Source organism: Streptomyces sp. NPDC052052 (assembly GCF_040680455.1).
Classification (GTDB): domain Bacteria; phylum Actinomycetota; class Actinomycetes; order Streptomycetales; family Streptomycetaceae; genus Streptomyces.
Genome location: NZ_JBFAWU010000027.1, coordinates 22,983 through 40,022 on the forward strand (window position 1 = coordinate 22,983; position 17,040 = coordinate 40,022).

At 67.6% G+C, this 17,040-nt stretch carries 16 protein-coding genes and 4 pseudogenes; 15 read left to right on the top strand and 5 right to left on the bottom strand.

Annotation, left to right across the window (positions count from 1 at the left end):
* Positions 1–20 precede the first annotated feature (20 nt).
* The 5 genes from AB0L71_RS27500 (at position 21) to AB0L71_RS27520 (ending at position 5,641) form a co-directional block, all read left to right on the top strand.
* Positions 21–1,244, top strand: coding sequence for an argininosuccinate synthase-related protein (locus tag AB0L71_RS27500; protein WP_365247861.1), 1,224 nt, complete (start codon positions 21–23; stop codon positions 1,242–1,244).
* Complete coding sequence (locus tag AB0L71_RS27505) at positions 1,238–2,008, top strand: hypothetical protein (RefSeq protein ID WP_365247863.1); 771 nt, start codon at positions 1,238–1,240, stop codon at positions 2,006–2,008. The genes AB0L71_RS27500 and AB0L71_RS27505 overlap by 7 nt, the downstream gene beginning before the upstream one ends.
* Positions 2,005–3,213: a hypothetical protein gene (locus AB0L71_RS27510; protein WP_365247865.1), complete on the top strand. Its 1,209-nt coding sequence runs from the start codon at positions 2,005–2,007 to the stop codon at positions 3,211–3,213. The genes AB0L71_RS27505 and AB0L71_RS27510 overlap by 4 nt, the downstream gene beginning before the upstream one ends.
* Positions 3,214–3,273: 60 nt before the next feature.
* The gene (locus tag AB0L71_RS27515) at positions 3,274–4,539 is read left to right on the top strand and encodes a SidA/IucD/PvdA family monooxygenase (RefSeq protein WP_365247867.1); all 1,266 of its coding nucleotides are present in this window, start codon (positions 3,274–3,276) and stop codon (positions 4,537–4,539) included.
* A gap of 154 nt (positions 4,540–4,693) precedes the next feature.
* Positions 4,694–5,641: a fatty acid desaturase gene (locus AB0L71_RS27520; protein ID WP_365247869.1), complete on the top strand. Its 948-nt coding sequence runs from the start codon at positions 4,694–4,696 to the stop codon at positions 5,639–5,641.
* Positions 5,642–5,649: 8 nt separating this feature from the next.
* Here the strand turns inward: AB0L71_RS27520 and AB0L71_RS27525 are convergent.
* Positions 5,650–5,936 (bottom strand): annotated as a pseudogene (locus AB0L71_RS27525) (IS5/IS1182 family transposase); the annotation flags it as partial.
* A gap of 193 nt (positions 5,937–6,129) precedes the next feature.
* Between AB0L71_RS27525 and AB0L71_RS27530 the strand changes: the two are divergent.
* Positions 6,130–6,321, top strand: coding sequence for a hypothetical protein (locus tag AB0L71_RS27530; RefSeq protein ID WP_365247871.1), 192 nt, complete (start codon positions 6,130–6,132; stop codon positions 6,319–6,321).
* A 35-nt stretch (positions 6,322–6,356) separates the two neighbouring features.
* A pseudogene (locus tag AB0L71_RS27535) lies at positions 6,357–7,197 on the top strand (IS5 family transposase).
* Positions 7,198–7,212: 15 nt separating this feature from the next.
* On the opposite strand, the gene AB0L71_RS27540 reads toward AB0L71_RS27535, so the two are convergent.
* Together AB0L71_RS27540 and AB0L71_RS27545 are read right to left on the bottom strand one after the other, a co-directional pair.
* Positions 7,213–8,496, bottom strand: coding sequence for a hypothetical protein (locus AB0L71_RS27540; protein WP_365247873.1), 1,284 nt, complete (start codon positions 8,494–8,496; stop codon positions 7,213–7,215).
* 421 nt (positions 8,497–8,917) lie between these two features.
* Positions 8,918–9,766: a helix-turn-helix transcriptional regulator gene (locus tag AB0L71_RS27545; RefSeq protein WP_365247875.1), complete on the bottom strand. Its 849-nt coding sequence runs from the start codon at positions 9,764–9,766 to the stop codon at positions 8,918–8,920.
* A 149-nt stretch (positions 9,767–9,915) separates the two neighbouring features.
* Between AB0L71_RS27545 and AB0L71_RS27550 the strand changes: the two genes are divergently transcribed.
* Positions 9,916–10,521 carry an NAD(P)H-dependent oxidoreductase gene (locus AB0L71_RS27550; protein ID WP_365247877.1) on the top strand — a complete coding sequence of 202 codons (606 nt, stop codon included), beginning with the start codon at positions 9,916–9,918 and terminating at the stop codon, positions 10,519–10,521.
* 171 nt (positions 10,522–10,692) lie between these two features.
* Here AB0L71_RS27550 and AB0L71_RS27555 read toward each other — a convergent pair whose 3' ends face one another.
* Entirely contained in the window at positions 10,693–11,196 is a 504-nt protein-coding gene (locus AB0L71_RS27555; protein ID WP_365247879.1) for an SRPBCC family protein, read from the bottom strand.
* Positions 11,197–11,318: 122 nt separating this feature from the next.
* Here AB0L71_RS27555 and AB0L71_RS27560 point away from each other — a divergent pair, with 122 nt between their 5' ends.
* Complete coding sequence (locus AB0L71_RS27560) at positions 11,319–12,017, top strand: TetR/AcrR family transcriptional regulator (RefSeq protein ID WP_365247881.1); 699 nt, start codon at positions 11,319–11,321, stop codon at positions 12,015–12,017.
* A 163-nt stretch (positions 12,018–12,180) separates the two neighbouring features.
* Here AB0L71_RS27560 and AB0L71_RS27565 read toward each other — a convergent pair.
* Positions 12,181–12,276 (bottom strand): annotated as a pseudogene (locus AB0L71_RS27565) (DUF664 domain-containing protein); the annotation flags it as partial.
* A gap of 96 nt (positions 12,277–12,372) precedes the next feature.
* On the opposite strand from AB0L71_RS27565, the gene AB0L71_RS27570 reads away from it, so the two are divergent.
* From AB0L71_RS27570 to AB0L71_RS27595, 6 genes and pseudogenes are all read left to right on the top strand, one after another.
* Positions 12,373–12,819, top strand: a complete 447-nt coding sequence (locus tag AB0L71_RS27570) for a hypothetical protein (protein ID WP_365248023.1) — start codon at positions 12,373–12,375, stop codon at positions 12,817–12,819.
* Positions 12,788–13,267, top strand: a complete 480-nt coding sequence (locus tag AB0L71_RS27575; RefSeq protein WP_365248016.1) for a transposase — start codon at positions 12,788–12,790, stop codon at positions 13,265–13,267. The genes AB0L71_RS27570 and AB0L71_RS27575 overlap by 32 nt, the downstream gene beginning before the upstream one ends.
* Before the next feature lie 657 nt (positions 13,268–13,924).
* Positions 13,925–14,461: a hypothetical protein gene (locus tag AB0L71_RS27580; RefSeq protein WP_365247883.1), complete on the top strand. Its 537-nt coding sequence runs from the start codon at positions 13,925–13,927 to the stop codon at positions 14,459–14,461.
* 148 nt (positions 14,462–14,609) lie between these two features.
* On the top strand, positions 14,610–16,157 hold the full coding sequence (locus AB0L71_RS27585; protein WP_365247885.1) for an FG-GAP-like repeat-containing protein: 1,548 nt from the start codon (positions 14,610–14,612) through the stop codon (positions 16,155–16,157).
* Between the two features lie 159 nt (positions 16,158–16,316).
* Positions 16,317–16,520, top strand: a pseudogene (locus AB0L71_RS27590) (transposase); the annotation flags it as partial.
* A 55-nt stretch (positions 16,521–16,575) separates the two neighbouring features.
* Entirely contained in the window at positions 16,576–16,878 is a 303-nt protein-coding gene (locus AB0L71_RS27595) for a hypothetical protein (protein ID WP_365247887.1), read from the top strand.
* Positions 16,879–17,040: the final 162 nt, after the last annotated feature.

Here is a 17,040-nt window from a genome sequence, read left to right on the forward strand (position 1 = left end):
GAAGCATAAGGACGTGCGGTGTGAAGAGAAGCCGAAGGGGCATCCGGTCCTTCTACGACATCACGCGCGGTGATGTCGATGTGCGGCGTCCCGTCGTCACCCTGTTCAGTGGCGGTCTGGACAGCACCTACCTCCTGTACCGCCTGGTGCAGGCCGGTGCCGCCCAGGTGCACGCCCTCAGCGTGGGAGTCGGCGGCGACGAGCGGCCGGAACACATCCGCAGGATCGCCGACCAGTTAGGGGTGCGGCTGCACCTGTCCGACAGGCGGGCCGCGTTCGTGGAGGAGTTCGTCAAGCCTGCGATCACCGCGCACGCCGTGTACCTGGACACCCACCCCGTGAGCTCGTCCCTGAGTCGACCGCTGATCGCCCGGACGGCCGTCGAGCTGGCTCGGGAGTTGGACGCCGGGACGATCCTGCACACCGCCAACCGCTCGCAGAACACACTGCGCAGACTGGACGGTGCCCTCGAACAGCTCGGCTTCGAAGGGCACTTCGGCACACCTTACGACCTCGACCCGGTGGACCGGGAGCAGAAGATCAAGGAGCTCCGGGCCATCGGCCTGGACGAGATGGCCGAGCGCTCCGCCAGCGGTGACTCCAACCTGTGGTGCCGCGAGTTCGAGTCCGGAATCCTCGACGACCCCGAGGACCACGCGGTCCCGGAGTCCTACTACCGGTGGAGCGCGTACCGTCAGGTGCCGCACCCGGAAGAGCTGGAGGTGACCTTCCGAGCCGGACTGCCCGTCGCCGTCGACGGGCGCGAACTCCCCCTCGCGGAGGCCATCGAGCTGCTGAACCAGCGGGTGGGGGCCCATGGCCTCGGTCGTTACACCGGCCTGGAGCACCTGGCCGCCGGGGTGAAGGTGCTCGAAGTGCGGGAGATGCCGGCGGCCTGGCTGCTGCTGGCGTCCCGGCGCCACCTGGAGACGGCGGTCCTCGACGCCGAGGCGCTCAGGGAGAAGATGCACGTCGAACAAGTCTGGGTCCGCGAGGCGCTCGAAGGGCGCTGGTTCGGCGGACTCCGCACGGCCTGCCAGGCATTCATCACCGAACTCGTCGCCCCGGTCACCGGGTCGGTGCGTTGGCGGCTGGCCGGCGGCAGGACCGGCACGGCCGCCATCGTCGCCGCCGACCCCCGGTACGTACGCGACAGAGAGGGCTGGGAGCAGGCATCCATCAGGGAAGAGCTCTCGCGTCTCGGCGGAGCTGCCGACAGTGTGAACAGGAGCGGACAGTGGTAGGGCCCAACCAGAACACGGAGCCCACCACCGGGCGCCTGGTCATCATCGACGCGAACGTGCGCACGGCACGGATCGCGCACACCCTCGGATACCACACCGTGTTCGTGCAACGGCCCGGAACCGCCGTGCACGAACTGGTCGACGACTTCTCCGGCTACTACACCGTGGACTTCACGGGAGAGGAGTTCACCGGGTTCGTCGCGGAGGTGCTGCGTCCGCTCGGCCCCACCGCGGTGGTCTCCCTCAGCGACGACGGAGTCCTGCCGGCCGCCGTCGCGAGCTCCCTGCTCGGTACGCCCGGTACCCCCGTCGACGTGGTGCACCGCCTCACGTCCGCACCGTCGGACGACACGGACCAGGCGGACGGGGGCGCGCCCGAGCAGTACGCGTACACCTTCTCCGAGGCGGGCTCACACCGGTGGGTGGCACTCGTCGACGAAGGTGGGTCGCCTTCGTCACCCGACCACGTCGCGCCGGAGCGGCGCCTGCCCCCCGCCGAACACAGCGCCGTCGAGACGGCCCTGACCGGATTCCTCGACGCCGCCGGCCTGCGGAACGGCCCTGCCCGCGTCACGCTGCGGATCCGCGACGGCGTGCCGCGCATCACGGGCGCGACCCCCACCGCGGGCACCGATGACGAGGCTGAACTCGTGCGGCGGCTCACCGGGGTCGATCTGACGCACGCGGCCCTGGCCCGGGCGCTCGGCCTCGCCGCCGGCCACGACACGAGCCCCGTACGAGCCCAGGAGGGGGCAACGCGATGACGACGACCGCCCTGTTCATCAACAACCACCCGTACTCGCACTTCAACCGCGGCGGCACCTACATCCTGCCCACCTCGGAAATCGACATCCACATGGTGACCCGCAACCAGTTCCACGGCGGCGTCCGAGGATTCGCGGATCACCCTCTCGACCACGTCGCGGTGTGCGATGCGGAGGAGGAGGACCGCTGGCGGGCGATCTGCGCATGGACGCTGCGCAACCACCCCATCAGCAGGGTCATCGCCGTGCACGAGCGAGCGGTGCTGCTCGCGGCGGAGATGCGCTCGGAGTTCGGCCTCGCCGGGATGGACTACGAGACGGCGGCGCGCTTCCGCGACAAGGTGCGGATGAAGGAGGCCGTGCGGGCGGCCGGGGCCGCCGCGGTCCCCGGCTTCGCCGCCCTCGACACCCCCGACGACCTGACCAAGGTCGACTGGAGCACCGGCCGCAAGGTCATCAAGAGCCGCTGGGGTCTCGCCGCCAAGGACCTCTACATCGTCGAATCCCTGGAGGAGGCGCGCCGCATCGTCTCCGGCCTCGACCTGTCCGGCTCCCACTACGAGGTCGAAGAGTTCGTCAAGGGCCAGATCTACCACTGCGACTCGGTGGTGCGGGACGGGCACATCCTCTTCCGCAGCGTCGGCAAGTACCTTGCCGATCCAGCGAGTTACTCCCCCGGTTCCCTCTTCGGCACCGTCCTCGTCGGCGACGGTGAGCTGCACAAGCGCATCTGCGAACTGAACGCGGAGGTGCTGTCCGCGCTGGGGCTCCAGGACGGCACCACCCACCTGGAGCTGTTCCACACCGACGCGGACGAGTTGGTGTTCTGCGAGGTGGCCGGGCGGCCTCCGGGCGGCATCATCCCGCCCGTCATCCAGGCACAGTACGGCTTCAACATCGTCGAGACCCAGATCCGCCTCGATGCCGGACTCGACTTCACCCTCGGGACCGCCCCTGAGCCCGCTGCCGGTGGCACAAGCGGCTTCATCGCCTTCTACCCCGGAGGCGGCGAGGCTCGCGGGATCGCCCCCGCGCGACTCGACGACCTGGGTGTCGTCGAACACCTCACCCACCGCGGTGCGGGCAACGGACGAGGCGGGGTCCGGCATTCCACGGACTTCCTCGACTCGTACGTGATCAAGGCACCCGACGACGACACGCTGCTGCACCGGATCGCTTGTATCGAGGACGAGTACTGGCGCTGACCAGGCCTCGCCGAGCGTGCACCGGGACAGCAGCTCCAACCTCCAGACGAGAGAAGTGGCATGCCTGACTTCGACCTGATCGGCATCGGCGTGGGACCGGCGAACCTGAGCCTCGCGGCCCTGTCCGCCCCCCTCACCGAGTTGCGCACCCAATTCCTGGACGCAAAAAAGGAGTTCCGGTGGCATCCGGGCCTGATGCTCCCCGACTCCCAGCTGACGGTCACGTACTTCAGGGATCTCGTCACGCTCGTCGACCCACGGAGCGAGTTCTCCTTCCTGAACTTCCTCGTCGAGGAGGGCCGGGCCTTCAGGTTCTTGGAGGCGAACGGACTCAGCTGTTCCAGGCGCGAGTTCGAGCAGTACTACCAATGGGCCGCCGCTCGGCTCCCGTCCCTGCAGTGGGGCAGGCGCGTCGAGTCCGTCTCCCTGTCCGGCGAAGGTTTCCGGATCACTTCCGAGGGAGGCGACACCCGCACCGCCCGCAACCTGGTCATCGGATCGGGGGCCGAGCCCTGTCTGCCCGACTTCGCGAAGCCCTTCGAAGGGGAACAGGTGCTGCACAGCAGCAACCTGACCGGGACCCGACCCGACTGGAAGGGGCGCCGGGTCCTCGTGGTCGGGGCCGGGCAGAGCGGCGCCGAGATCGTCCACCACATCCTCTCCGACGAGAACCACCTCCCCTCGTCCCTGACCTGGACCTCCAGCCGCATCGGCTTCCAGCCACTGGACGACTCGCCCTTCAGCAACGAGTGGTTCACCGCGGAATTCGTCGACTACTTCCACGGGCTCCCGTCCGCGCGCCGCGCGGAGATCCTGCGGGAGCAGCGCAACGCCGGCGGCGACGGCATCACCGACGAGCTGATCGGCTCCGTCTACCAGCGGCTCTACCACCTCGACCACGTCGTGCGATCGGACCTGCGCCACCGCCTCCTCGTGTCCCGACGGGTCGTGGGCCTCGAGCAGAACGGTTCCGAGTTCGTGGCCGAGATACACGACGCGAACCACGGCGGGACCGAGCGACTCCCCGTGGACCTCGTGATCTTCTGCACCGGCTACCACAACCCGATTCCGGAGTACCTCAAGCCGATCCAGGACCGGCTGTCGATCGAGGACGGCAGGTTCCAGGTACGGCCCGACTACTCACTCGTCCTCGACGGCCCGGAGGATCACCGCATCTACGTCCAGGGCTTCGCCGAGAACAGCCACGGCATCGTCGACACCGTACTCACCCTGGCGTCCTGGCGCAGCGCCCGCATCCTCAACTCCGTGCTCGGCCGCGAGGCGTACCGCGCCGACCAGGGAGCGACCACGGTGGCGTGGCAGTAGGCCCGCATCAGAGCCGTTCTTCGAGCAGTACGCGGCCGAAGACTCACGGCTGCGTACGCGCGCTTCCTCGCGCCATCACGCCTTCCCGATGCCGGGGAGTGCCCGCCCCCGCGCCCACTTCCGGGTGCCCGAGCCAACGCCAACGAGGGAGATCATGGACACCAGCAACGCAGCGACGAGAGCGCTGTTCGCACGGGCACGAGTCACCCGCAACGACGAGCTGATCTTTCTGGCGAAGCTGGCCGTGGCACTGCTCATCAGCGGTCTCGGCGGGTTCCTCGCCCTGACCGGCGGCCCGCTCGGCACCTCCGTCGGCGTCCTCCTGCTCGCCGCCATGTACACGCACATGGTGGAGCTGCAGCACCAGTGCCTGCACCACTCGGCGTTCCGCCGCAGCACGCCGCACCGGCCCGTCGGATTCCTGCTCGGACTTCCCCTGCTCTCGGCGTACAGCCACTACCGGGTCCAGCACCTTCAGCACCACAAGTATCTCGGAACGCCGGACGACTCCGAGTTCTTCGGCTTTGAGCCGCGCGCCCCGCTGACCTGGGGGGCTCTCGTGCGCGGCGCGCTGAGTCCCGCGCGTCTTGGGCAGGTCGCGGTGGATGCGTACAAGAGCTGCCGGGGCAGCTGGACTTACACGAAGGGGCAGATCGGCGACCGATCGCGACGCCAGGTCGTCGCCGAGTACCGTCTGTTCGCGCTCTTCCTCGTCGGGACCGTGGCCCTGTCCGTCGGGGGGTACGGCCTCGCCGTCCTGGTGCTGTGGGTCCTGCCGCTCCTGCTGTCGATACCGATCCACTTCCTTCTGGAGCTTCCGGAGCACGTCCTGTGCGACAACGACAGCACGGATGTGCTCGTCAACACGCGTACCATCACCGGAAGTTGGTTAAGCCAGTGGTACACCAACGGCAACAACTTCCATGTCGAGCACCACGCGGCGATGGTGGTACCGATCAACCGCCTCCAGGAACGCCATCCGGTGGCCAAGGAGTGGGCCGCGCACCAGGAGGACACCTATGTGTCCTTCTACGCGAGAGTCGTGAAGGAGGCCAACCAGCACCGCAGGGAGCGCCACGCGCGGGCCGCTGACACCCGCTGACACCTGCTGACAGCCAGAGGCAGGCCCCGGCCGGCGCAGGCGAGACGGACCTTGGTGGTCGGCCCGCCGCGGGACCGGCCGAGCGCCTGGCCAACCGCCGCGCGTTCCGGATCTTCCAGTTCGTTCCCCGCCGGTGCCCCCTTTTGCGGGCGCCGACGAGGTACTGGTGAGCACGGTTGATTGTGGAGTGGACCGACACGGTCCACTCCACCGCTCCGACCGAGTCGTCAGGGACCTGGACCTCCTCAAGCAAGCGGGCCCAGGTCCCGTCCGCCTCCCAGCGGGCGAACCGCTCATCGACGGCGATGGCCGGCTCGGGCTAGGCCGTTTCTTACGGATCAGCGACCAGCCAGTGGTGTGATGGGTCCATGCGGCGTGAGAACTGTGCGACCAGGAACCACATAGAGGTGTGGCGTCAACGTGCCTTGCCCGGAGCTCCAGAACAGGTGAGGTTCTGGGCAGTGTTGCGTGGTTCGCTCCTCCCACTCTTGGTCTGGGCTGTCGTCGCATGCTTCGTGTACTTCGTCTACGGCCCAGTCGTGGCGGTGGTCCTCGGCGGACTCTTCGCGGTGTCGTTCGTCGTGGGGTTCGGGCTCCGCCGTAGGGCCGGACACTCCGTTCGTTGCAGCATCTACGGTGCCGTGGGCGGTGTGCTCGACAAGTCCATTGCCGGTTTCTGAGCGTTGCGGCGAAGGCTGCCCGTCGTTGTACGGGTGTGTTGACTGACGCCCAGTGGGACTGGATCGAGCCTTTGCTGCCGGACCGGACTCCTCGTAGAGGTGGAAGGTGGCGTGACCATCGGCAGGTCATCAATGCCATCGCTTGGAAGTACCGGACGGGATCCCCGTGGAAGGATCTGCCCGCGGAGTTCGGATCTTGGAAGGGCGCCTACAGCCGACTGCGGAACTGGGCGATCGACGGGACCTGGCAGCGAGTGTTCAACGCCTTGCCGGCTCGGGCAGATGCCGACGAGAACCTGAACTGGGTTGTCTCCGTCGACTCCACGGTCGTCAGAGCACACCAGCACGCGGCCGGGGCCCGCAAAAAGGGCTTCGGCCAACGAGCCCGCCGACCACGCCATCGGCCGCTCCCGAGGCGGACTGACGACAAAGATCCACCTTGCTGCCGATGGCAACTGTCGGCCTCTGGCCTTCGTGGTCACAGCGGGGCAGGCCGGTGATGCGCCCGCCTTCATCGACGTGATGGCACGGATTCGCATTCCCCGCCGCGTTGGACGTCCCCGCACCAGGCCCGATGTGGTCCTTGCCGATAAGGCGTACTTCTCCAGAGCCATCCGCGAACACCTGCGACGACGTGGAACCCGGACAGTCATCCCGGTCCCAGCGGACCAGCGGGGTCACCGACTCCGCCGCGGCAGCCGCGGCGGCCGGCCACCCGCCTTCGACCGCGAGGCATACAAGCAGCGCAACACCGTCGAGCGATGCATCAACCGCCTCAAACAGTGGCTAGGAATCGCCACCCGCTACGAGAAGACCGCCACCGTCTACCTGGCCGGGCTCCACGTCGCGGCCATCCTCATCTGGTCAGCACGATGATCCGAGAGAAACGCCCTAGTTGGCCTCCCCCAGGTAGCTCAGGGCCTGGCGGAAGTCATCGAGGGCGGACTCGAGCTGGTCGGCGGCAGTGTGGAAGGTCGATCGGTCGATCAGGCTCCTGGCCAGTGTTCGCGTCCCCTCCACCGGGTCCTGCTGAGACAGTCGGCGGGCCAGACTCACTCCCTCGTCGAACAGGGAGTGCACTTTCTCCGCGAACAGATGGGTGCGGTTCTTCCAGTAGACAGCGGAACGGATGGTGAGGACGCGATGCAGGCGCACCAGTTCCGCCAGGTGCTGGTCCGGATCCTCGAGGGCTCGTGGAGCGAGGGTGTCCACCTCTTCGCGGAGGGCATGACGGCTGTCGAAGTAGCGCTGCCTGACATCGGGCGACCACTCGATCGGCGCCGCGCCCGAAGGCGGACGCGGTTCATTGGACGCAGGCCGATCGCTTTCGGCGCCGGAGAAGTACAGCAGCACCGCCCAATACGACGTCTGATAGCCACTCCAGGACTTTCGCTCACCGGTATCGGCCAACTCCTTCAGCAAGGCGAGTGCTTCTTGCCGCGTGAGGGCCGCCTGCTCGCCTCGGCCATAGGTATCGAGCATCTGTGCGTATCCGATGAGCGAGTAGAGATGGCAGGCCATCGGCCCACGGTCGTTCGCGGCTTCGGCCGCTTCCATGCTGACGAGCATCTCGAATGCCACAAGTGCTTCGTCGGACCGGCCGGCGTCATGGAGAGCGGCGATCCACTCCAGGAGTGACCAGGCGAGAGCCCCACTGCGCGGCCCGTCGGGCAGGATCGCCGCGACCAACTCGGTCATGGCATCGGCGGCCTCGGCATACCGGCCTTCCTCGGAGAGTCCGGCAGCCCACTGATTCAGCCCTTTGACCACGGGGCCCCCGGACCGTTCGGCCTGTGCACGGCCAATGGCGAGCATCTCGGCACGCATGGCGAGTCCTTCGGCGCGTCGGCCCACGCTGTACAGCTCTCTCTGGCACGTGTTGAGGGCCTCGTACAGAACATCCGCACGGGCAGGTTCGGCCGGATCGATGGACCGCGCTGCGGCCACCGCCTCCTCGCACAGCGCGAGAGAAGCCGGATGTTTCTTGCCGCGGCCGGTGTCGTAGCTCAGACGTTGGAGCGCCCTGGCCAAGAGTGGCAGGTACGAGGCGGGGCTGACCTGAGAGAGCACCCGGTAGGCATCGACTTCCTCGCGCGCCGTGCGGCGTCCCGACGCAAGCAGCACGTTCCGCGCTCGCATGATGTCGTCCTGATCCACTTTCCCCGTGTGATTCATGACGGGGATTCTGGGTGCCCGGGAGGGGGCCGAACAAGGCTGGTCACCTGTGTCGTTACTCCTACGAAAACGCGCTCTGACCTGCCATGATGGGTGTGGCATCACTTTCCGGAGGTGTACTGGCAACCCGGCCCATCCGTTCTTGCCGAGTTCCCGCCGTGCCACCTCTGCCGCGTATCCCGGTCGGGTGTTGCCCGACTCTGGGGACCAGAGCGTGGCGGTGCCGATGTGAATGCCGAGAAGGTCGCTCAGGACAACAGCCGGGAGTTCGCCGGCGAGCTCCATGGGCGCGGTGTTGCGTCCGGCTCGCGCCTTGATCCCGATGCGGTTCAAGAAGGGCCGTCCGACGAGGGGGCAACCCTCGCGAGAGCGCTCCCGGCCCGAGGTGCGCGCCCCTACCTCCGGTCGGACCGGGTCGGGTTCAGACCGCCCGCAGGGCGCCGGGGCGGCGGCCGGTGAGGCGGTCGAGTGCGGCGGCGCTCGCGTCGTCGGCCGGCAAGTGGACGACGAGCTGCTGGTCGTCGTCGGCGGGCAGGCCGAGCGTTTCGAACGCCAGCCGCACCTCCCCCACCTGCGGGTGGACCATGCGCACCACCCCGTTCGCCCGCGGCAGCCCTGGCAGCGTCCGCAGCCGGGCGGCGAACGGTTCCCCGGAGGACACCGTCAACTCGTCCATCAGTGTGCCGACATGGATGTCGATCTGCCCCGGCCCCTGTTTGAGGGCCGCGACCTGCTCGTCGGCGACCGCGTCCCAGTCCGGGTAGACCGCGCGCGCCCGCGGGTCGGTGAAGACGAAGCGGGCGAGGCTGGGCCGGACGCCGTCCAGCAGGCCGAGCGGTTCGGCCAGCTGCCGGTACCCGTTCGTGCAGGCCAGGATCTCACTCAGCCGGTTCACCAGCACCGCGGGCGCCGGTTCCAGCCGCTCCAGCAGTGCCCGCACCGTGGGCCTGACCCCCCTGTTCGGTCCCGCCCCACCCCGGCAGCTGAAGCCGGGGTCGGCGCCCTTGGCGAGCCGGTGCAAATGGACCCGTTCACCCGGGGTGAGGAGCAGTGCATCCGCCAGGGCCGCCATCACCTGCACCGAGGGCCTGCGGTCCCGCCCCTGCTCCAGCCTGGTGACGTACTCGACGCTCACCCCGGCGAGCGTCGCCAGTTCCGCGCGGCGGAGTCCCGGTGTACGGCGGCGCGGCCCGGCGGACAGTCCCACCTCGGCCGGCGTGACGGCTTCCCGGCGCAGCCGCAGGAAGAGGCCGAGCTCGTTGTCGCTCATCCCTCGAACGTAACACCGGCCGCCCCGGCGGATGGTGGCCCTGTCATTACCACCCTCCGCCCGGCCTCCCTCATCCGCCGCCCGTGCGGCACCGTGGTGTGCCCGCCCCGGCCCGGGGCAACACCAACCCCCGTAGGAGAGGCACCACCATGTCCAGCGTGCGACTGAATCTCGCAGTGATCGTCGGCAGTGTCCGGGAGGGCCGCTTCGGCCCGGTGGTGGCCGACTGGTTCGTCGAACAGGCCAAGCTCTACGACGAGTTCACGATCGACCTGATCGATCTGGCGGACATCGACCTCCCGCTCGCACTGCCGCCCACACCACCGGCCCTGCAGCCCGACCTGCCGCGCCCCGAGGGTATGGCCGAACTGACCCGGCGGCTCGACGCCGCCGACGCGGTCGTCATCGTGACGCCCGACTACAACCGCAGCTTCCCGGCATCCCTCAAGGCTGCCATCGACTGGCACTACACCCAGTGGAAGGCCAAGCCGATCGGCTTCGTCGGCTACAGCGGCCTCAGCGGCGGTCTGCTGGCGATCGAGCAACTGCGGCAGGTATTCAACGAGTTGCACGCCCACACCGTGCGCGACTACGTCACCTTCCCCAGCTACTACCTCCTCTTCGCCCCCGACGGCACGCTCCGTGACCCGCAGGGCCCCGAAGGCGCCGCCCGAGCCATGCTCGATCAGCTGCTCTGGTGGGGCTCGCTCCTCCACGACGCTCGTCGCGACCGCCCGCAGATCGCGAACCGGTAGCACTCCCTCGTCTTGGCCAACAGCCCTCGCACCTTCAACGCCACCTCGATCGAGACCGGCACCGAGTCCTACCGCCTCACCCGCGGCCGGGCCAGCAAGAACCACTGCACCTGACCGTCGCAGGTCACACCGGCGGCGGCAGCTCCCGCAGCGTTCCCAGCGTCGTCCGGGTCATGACTGCTCCGCAGCGGCCTTGATCGAGTCGAGCCAGCGCGTCAGCTCGGCGTGCAGCTTCGCGCTGTTGTAGAAGAGCCCGAGCAGGGTGCCGGCCATGGACTCCTCGGTGCGCAGGAGCGTAGTGCCGTCCTCGCGAGTCGTGAGGAGGTGACGGTGCGCGGCGCGCGAGCCCATCGCGCTGCCGGTCCAGGTGATCTCGCGCAGCGGCTCGACGACGGCGAACCGTGAGGCGATTTTGGCGCGGCCGTTGACCCAGGTGAACCGCGTGTCCACCGCGACCGTGTCGTTCCCGACGACGCGCACGTCGTGGATGGCCGGGTCGAACGCCGACCAGCCGGCGGGGTCGGCGAGCAGGGCCCACACCCGCTCGACCGGCGCGTCGATCGCCACCTCGTGCGCGGACCGAATGGGCGCGGCCTCGTCGATCCGGTGCCGCTTGGCGTAGTTCTCGTGCAGCTCGTCGAGCGACGGTCCGCGGTAGCGCATCTCCTGGAACATCGTGCCCCTCCCGATTCGTGACTGCTGTTCTCGTTGAAGAACAGTAGTCACGCTCGCGATCCGCTGTCAAGAACACTGTTCTCGTTTCGGATCGGCGTTCTCTCCTGTGGCATGCTGGGGGCATGGCAGCAATCCCCAACGCCCGACAGCGGGCCCGCTCAGCACTGATCGACGACATCAAGGCCGAGGCGTTCCGCCAGCTGTCGGCGCACGGCTCCGCCGGGCTGACACTTCGTGCCATCGCCCGCGAGCTCGGCATGGCACCCTCCGCGCTGTACCGCTACTTCCCCGGCCGAGAACAGCTGCTCACCGCCTTGATCATCGACTCCTACGGCGACCTCGCCGACCATCTGGACGCCGCGGCGGCCACCAAAAAGGCGCACCGCGACCGCTGGCTGGCGGTGTGCCACGGCGTGCGGGACTGGGCGTTCGCCCGTCCGCACCAGTACGCACTGCTGTACGGCACGACCGTGCCCGGCTACCAGGCACCCCAGGACACCATCACCCCGGCCGCCAGAATCCCGCTGCTGCTGCTGGGAATCGCGTGCGATGCCTGGCGCACCGGACAACTCGCCCAACCCGCCGGCGAACCCTGGTCGGACGAGGTCGCCGCGAACGCCGCCACCCTCGCCGAAGCGACAGGCTTCCTCGACGTCCCGCCATCACTGCTGATGCGCGCCGTCAGTGCCTACACCCAACTGTTCGGAGCGGTCAGCATGGAACTCTTCGGCCACCTCCACGGCGCCTTCGACAACGACACGGTCTTCTTCGACCACAGCATCACCCTGCTCGCCGACCTCGTGGGGTTCCACACCTCCTGACCGGCCCCAGCAGGTGCCGACCAGGGGCAGTGCGACAACCCGGTCTCAGGGGCGAAAGCTCGATGACCGTGTCGGCGACCTGTCCGTCCCCGACGCCGCACTCGCCGCACGACAGTTCGCACTACCCCCGCTCACCGAGGCGCGCCTCCGCACCCTGCACGGCGGCGCACAACCCGGTCCGGCCGTCGAGGCCCTCGCGCAGGACATCGGCGTGCCCGGCATGCCGGATGGACTCGCCGAGGACGTGGAACATGTTGGCAACTCGCGAAACTTGCCACGTGAGACAACCTCTAAATCTCTTGCGCTTCTTTACACAACTCACGCCGCATAAAACCTCACCAATCACAACGCGTCATTGCAACCCCTACTTCATGACGACGACAAGGGCGTCAACGTCATCACGGACGTGGCCACCACCGTCCCGACCGCGGACAGCACGGCCCTGTCCGGCATCCACACCCGGCTCAAGCGGCGCCGCCTGCTGCCCGCCACGCATCTGGTCGACGGCGGCTACACCTCCGTCACACTGTTCGACACCGCCGCCCGCACCCACCGCATCAGCACGGTCGGCCCGCTCCCGCCCAGCCCCGCCTGGCGCAGGCAGGCCCGCGGCTTCACCCGCGAGGAATTCGCCATCGATTTCGACCGCCACACCGTCACCTGCCCGAAGGGGAAGATCAGCGGCAACTGGCTGGAACTCCCGGCGATGCCCCCTACACCGTCGTCCGCTTCAACCCTGCACACTGCGGCCCCTGTCCCGTCCGCACTTCCTGCATCAGCGGCAAAACGCCACGCACCGTGAACTCCCCCGCCACCTCCACGACCTCCAGGCCCGAAACCGCGCCGACCAACAGGCCCCGGCGTGGCACCGGCTCTACGCCTCCCGCTTCGGCGTCGCGGGCACCGTGAACGAGCTCGTCAACGGCCATCAGATGCGCCGCTGCCGCTACCGCGGCACGGCCAAAGCCCACGTCCAGCACGTCCTGACGGCCATCGCCGTCAATATCGAACGTCTCAGCGCCCAGGACCCCACCGACAGCGCCTGCCGACCCCGCTCGCCGACCGCGTTCCAGCAGTACCTCGACGCCCGCGGACTACCCCGGCCCCGCTGGTGGCGCCAAGGACAGGGACCTTCGAAAATCAAGATCCCCGACGGAGTCGCTCAGTCAATGGCTCGCCCACGGGGAGCAGCATTGACAGCTCCGTTGGCCCCTGTTGGATCGTCAGCGATGGCCGAAGTGGAACAGTAGGGCCAGGCAAAGCGCACGTGTAGCACATGCCGCCCTCCATGGATCACCGCCCTGCGACTTCTTCGTCTCAAGGAGAACTCATCTCACTGACCGGCAACTGACGCTGCTGGAAGCTGAATCTCGGCAGTCGTGAGCATAACCATGTGCACTTTTCGAAGCCTTCGCGAAGAAAAGAATCTTAGATCTTTACAAATCGGCATCTTTGGGGGCTAGTTGGCACTGTCTCGACGTTTGCGCTACGAGGAGGAGGACGCTCGATCCACCGAGCCGACACCCCTCGGACAACAACAACAACTCTGAGGTGGGATGAAATCGGGCGATGCGTCTGCCTAAGGGCTGTCCCGTAATCCCCGGTGGATGAGCGCGCGGCGTCAGATGCGGTGCACCGCGAGGCGGAGGGTCGTCCTCATACCGGGTTGTATTCGGGCGAGCCCGACAACGCTGCGAGGTGCCGTAGCTGTCGTCGGGCGCCCGCCGGGGATTACGGGACAGCCCTTAGGTGGCGTCGTCCCGGGCTGTTCGCGCAGTCTCCGATGGGATTGCCGCCTTGACGACACTCTTCCACCCAGGTACCTTCCGCGAAGTCTTTACTTGTTGATTACATGTTCGTGGGGGGCCTCGAATGCGGTGTCACCCATGTCCGAAGGGAGGACCGCGGTGACAACTTGCCTGCAAAGACTGCTCGTTGCTGCGGCATCGAGCGCACTACTGGCTCTGGCCGGAATTCCTGTCCCGGCCTCCGCCTCCCCCTCCCCGACAACCGCCGCAGCTTCAGCTGCAGCCGATGAGAACACTCCACCATCTGCTGTCGAGGACTTTGCCAATCCGGATGCCGCGAACGTCCTGGCCACGAAGTACATCGAGATCATCAAGGGCGACGGCCACATCCTGCTGACCGACTGCGCAGACACCGCGCCGCACATCAAGGCCCAAGTTGTCCTGACCCCCGCAGACCAGGAAGCGGGTGAGCCCAACGCGGACTGCTTCCAGGCCAGCGCCAAAACCGGCTACCTCACCATGGAAGTCCCTCGGGTCTTCGCCATCGAGACCGCAGATCACCCTGCCAGTGCCGATCTCTCCGCCAACGGCACGACTCAGACCGTCGATGGTGCCAAGGACACCTTGGAGAGCGTCGGTGAAGGCACTGTCGGAGGCGCTCGCAGCGTCCTCATGGAGATCCGCGTCACTGGCTGACCAGCCACCTCGGCAGTCGTACGGATTCGCGCCTCTCCGCGGCTTCTGGCTCCTCCGGACCGCAGCACCGGCCTTGCCGCATACCTGTAGCAGGCCAGCTCGGTTTCCGATTAGGTGGGCTTGCCCTTCAAGCCCCTGCAGTGAACCTGTGTTCGTCAACCACGCTAGAGATTCGGTGGGAACAGATATGTTGAGCAAACGTCCTCGCGCCGTGTGGACTGGTGCGCTAGCCATGGTGGCACTCTCCGCAGGCACCCTCTCTGGGCCGTCCGCACAGGCCATGAATGGCCACCCGGCGGCGGACGGGACATATGGCTACACGGTGAAGATTGATGTCGGTGAGGGCGAGACCGCTCGGGCCTGCTCGGGTGCGCTGGTCAAGACGCAGTGGATCCTCACCGCGGCCAGCTGCTTCGCCGATGACCTTGCGCAGCCCGGATCGCTGACGGCCGGCCTGCCCAAGCTCAAGAGCGTGGCCACCGTGGGGCGTAGTGATCTGTCCGGTACGGGAGGGCATGTCAGCGAGATCCTCGAACTGGTGCCGCATGCTGATCGGGACTTGGTGATGGCGCGGCTCGCCGAGCCCATCACCGACGTCCCCACCCTTGCCATTGCGGGCACCCCCGTGGCTGCGGGTGAGAGTTTGACCGCTGCGGGGTTCGGGCGGACCAAGACGGAGTGGGTGCAGAACAAGCTCCACACCGCCGCGTTCACTACGGACGCGGTCACCGACACCGCGGTCAACATCACGGGCAAGACGGCGGATGATGCCATCTGCAAGGGCGATGCAGGCGCCCCGCTGATCCGTGAGACGGACGGTCAGAGTGAGATCGTCGGCGTGGCCTCGCGTTCCTGGCAGGGCGGCTGTCTGGGCGAGAGCGAGACGCGCACCGACGCCATCGCCATGCGCACCGACGACATCGCCGACTGGATCGCCACGACTGTGGCCCGGCCGTGGGCACAGCTGATGGCGGCCGCCGACTTCAATGCGGACGGCAAAGCCGACCTGTTGACCATTGATGCGGCCGACGACTACCTCTATGTCCAACCCGGCGACGGCAAGGGCGCGTTCGGCCAGCGTGTCAAGGTGTCCTCCGGCCACTGGACCGGGATGCGCCTGCTGGCCGTCACGGACTTCACCGGTGACGGCAAGGCCGACATCCTCACGGCCAATGTCAACGGGAACCTTTACCTCTACCCCGGCAACGGCAACAACGGCATCACCGGGTCCTCCATCCCGCGAAGCGGCTGGAACACCATCGGGATCATGGCCGCCGCGGACTTCAACGGCGACACGAAGGGGGATGTCATCGGCGTCAGCACCAACGGCAACCTCTACTTCTATGCCGGCCAGGGCACCACCTTCGCCCCCGCTGTCGAAGCCAGCACCGGCTGGCCCAACATGCGTGCGGTCGTCGCGGGCGACTTCGACAACGACGGCATGGCCGACGCCTACGCCATCCACAACAGCGGCGCCCTGTACCTGTACACGGGCAAGGGCAACGGCACCTTTGACGGCGCGGTCAACACCGGGGCCGGCTGGCAGAGCATGCGTCTGGTCTCCGCTGGCGACTTCAACGCCGACGGCAAGGCCGACATCCTCGCCATCCACAACAACCGCGGCATTTACGCCTACCCCGGCAAGGGCAACGGCAGCTTCGGCACGCCTGTCGTTACCCCGGCCCCGGCCGGCTGATCGTCCTGATCCATAACGGCGCCCGCAGCACCGCCGTCGGCATCTGTTCACTCACTGAGAGTGCGGGATGTGGCGTTCCGCCGGTCTTGTCATCGCTTGACGGTGTGACGTTGGGGCATGGCTGCCGGTCAGGGGTTCGAGGTTCGCTTGGGTTGCGGCATGGGCATGTGCATGCCGTACCCGAGCGATCTCACCGATGAGCAGTGGGAGCTCCTCGAACCCGTGGTCGCGGCATGGAAGGCCCGGCACCCGTCGGTCAGCGGACATCAGGGGAAATACGCGATGCGGGAGATCGTGAACGCGATTCTCCACCAGAACCGCACGGGGTGTCAGTGGGAGTTCCTGCCCCATGACATGCCCCGCCCGGAGCGGTGAAGTCGGGCGGACATGCCCGCATATCGGAGGAGATGATCCCCTCGTGAAGAAGAAGCGCCTCACCCTCGGAGAGCACACTCAGCTCGGCCGGCACCTCGCGGTGATACGTGACGAGCTCACCACCCTGCATGTTCAGCTGGGCAACGCGTACCCGCACACCGGCCCGGAGTCCGGCCCGGCACGCAACCTCGCGAAGGCCACGAAGGCGCTCGACGAGGCGCGCAGCAGCCTCGAGAACTTTCTCTTCCGGGAGCACCCCGAGCAGGCCACGACCCACATCTATTACCCGGCCACCGAGGACCGGGCCCGACCGATCCGAGCGAAAGGACCAGCCCTCGATGGATGACACCACCGAGGACCAGGCGGTCGGGGAACCAGAACCTGACGCAAGGAGTAGACGCACCCTGCGTCAACGCATCGCCGACCGCAGGGGCATCCCCAGGGTTGCCAAGACGGCTGTGCTTGCTGGCGTTGGCGTTGTAGCGATCGGATTCCTCCGCGCCTTCGC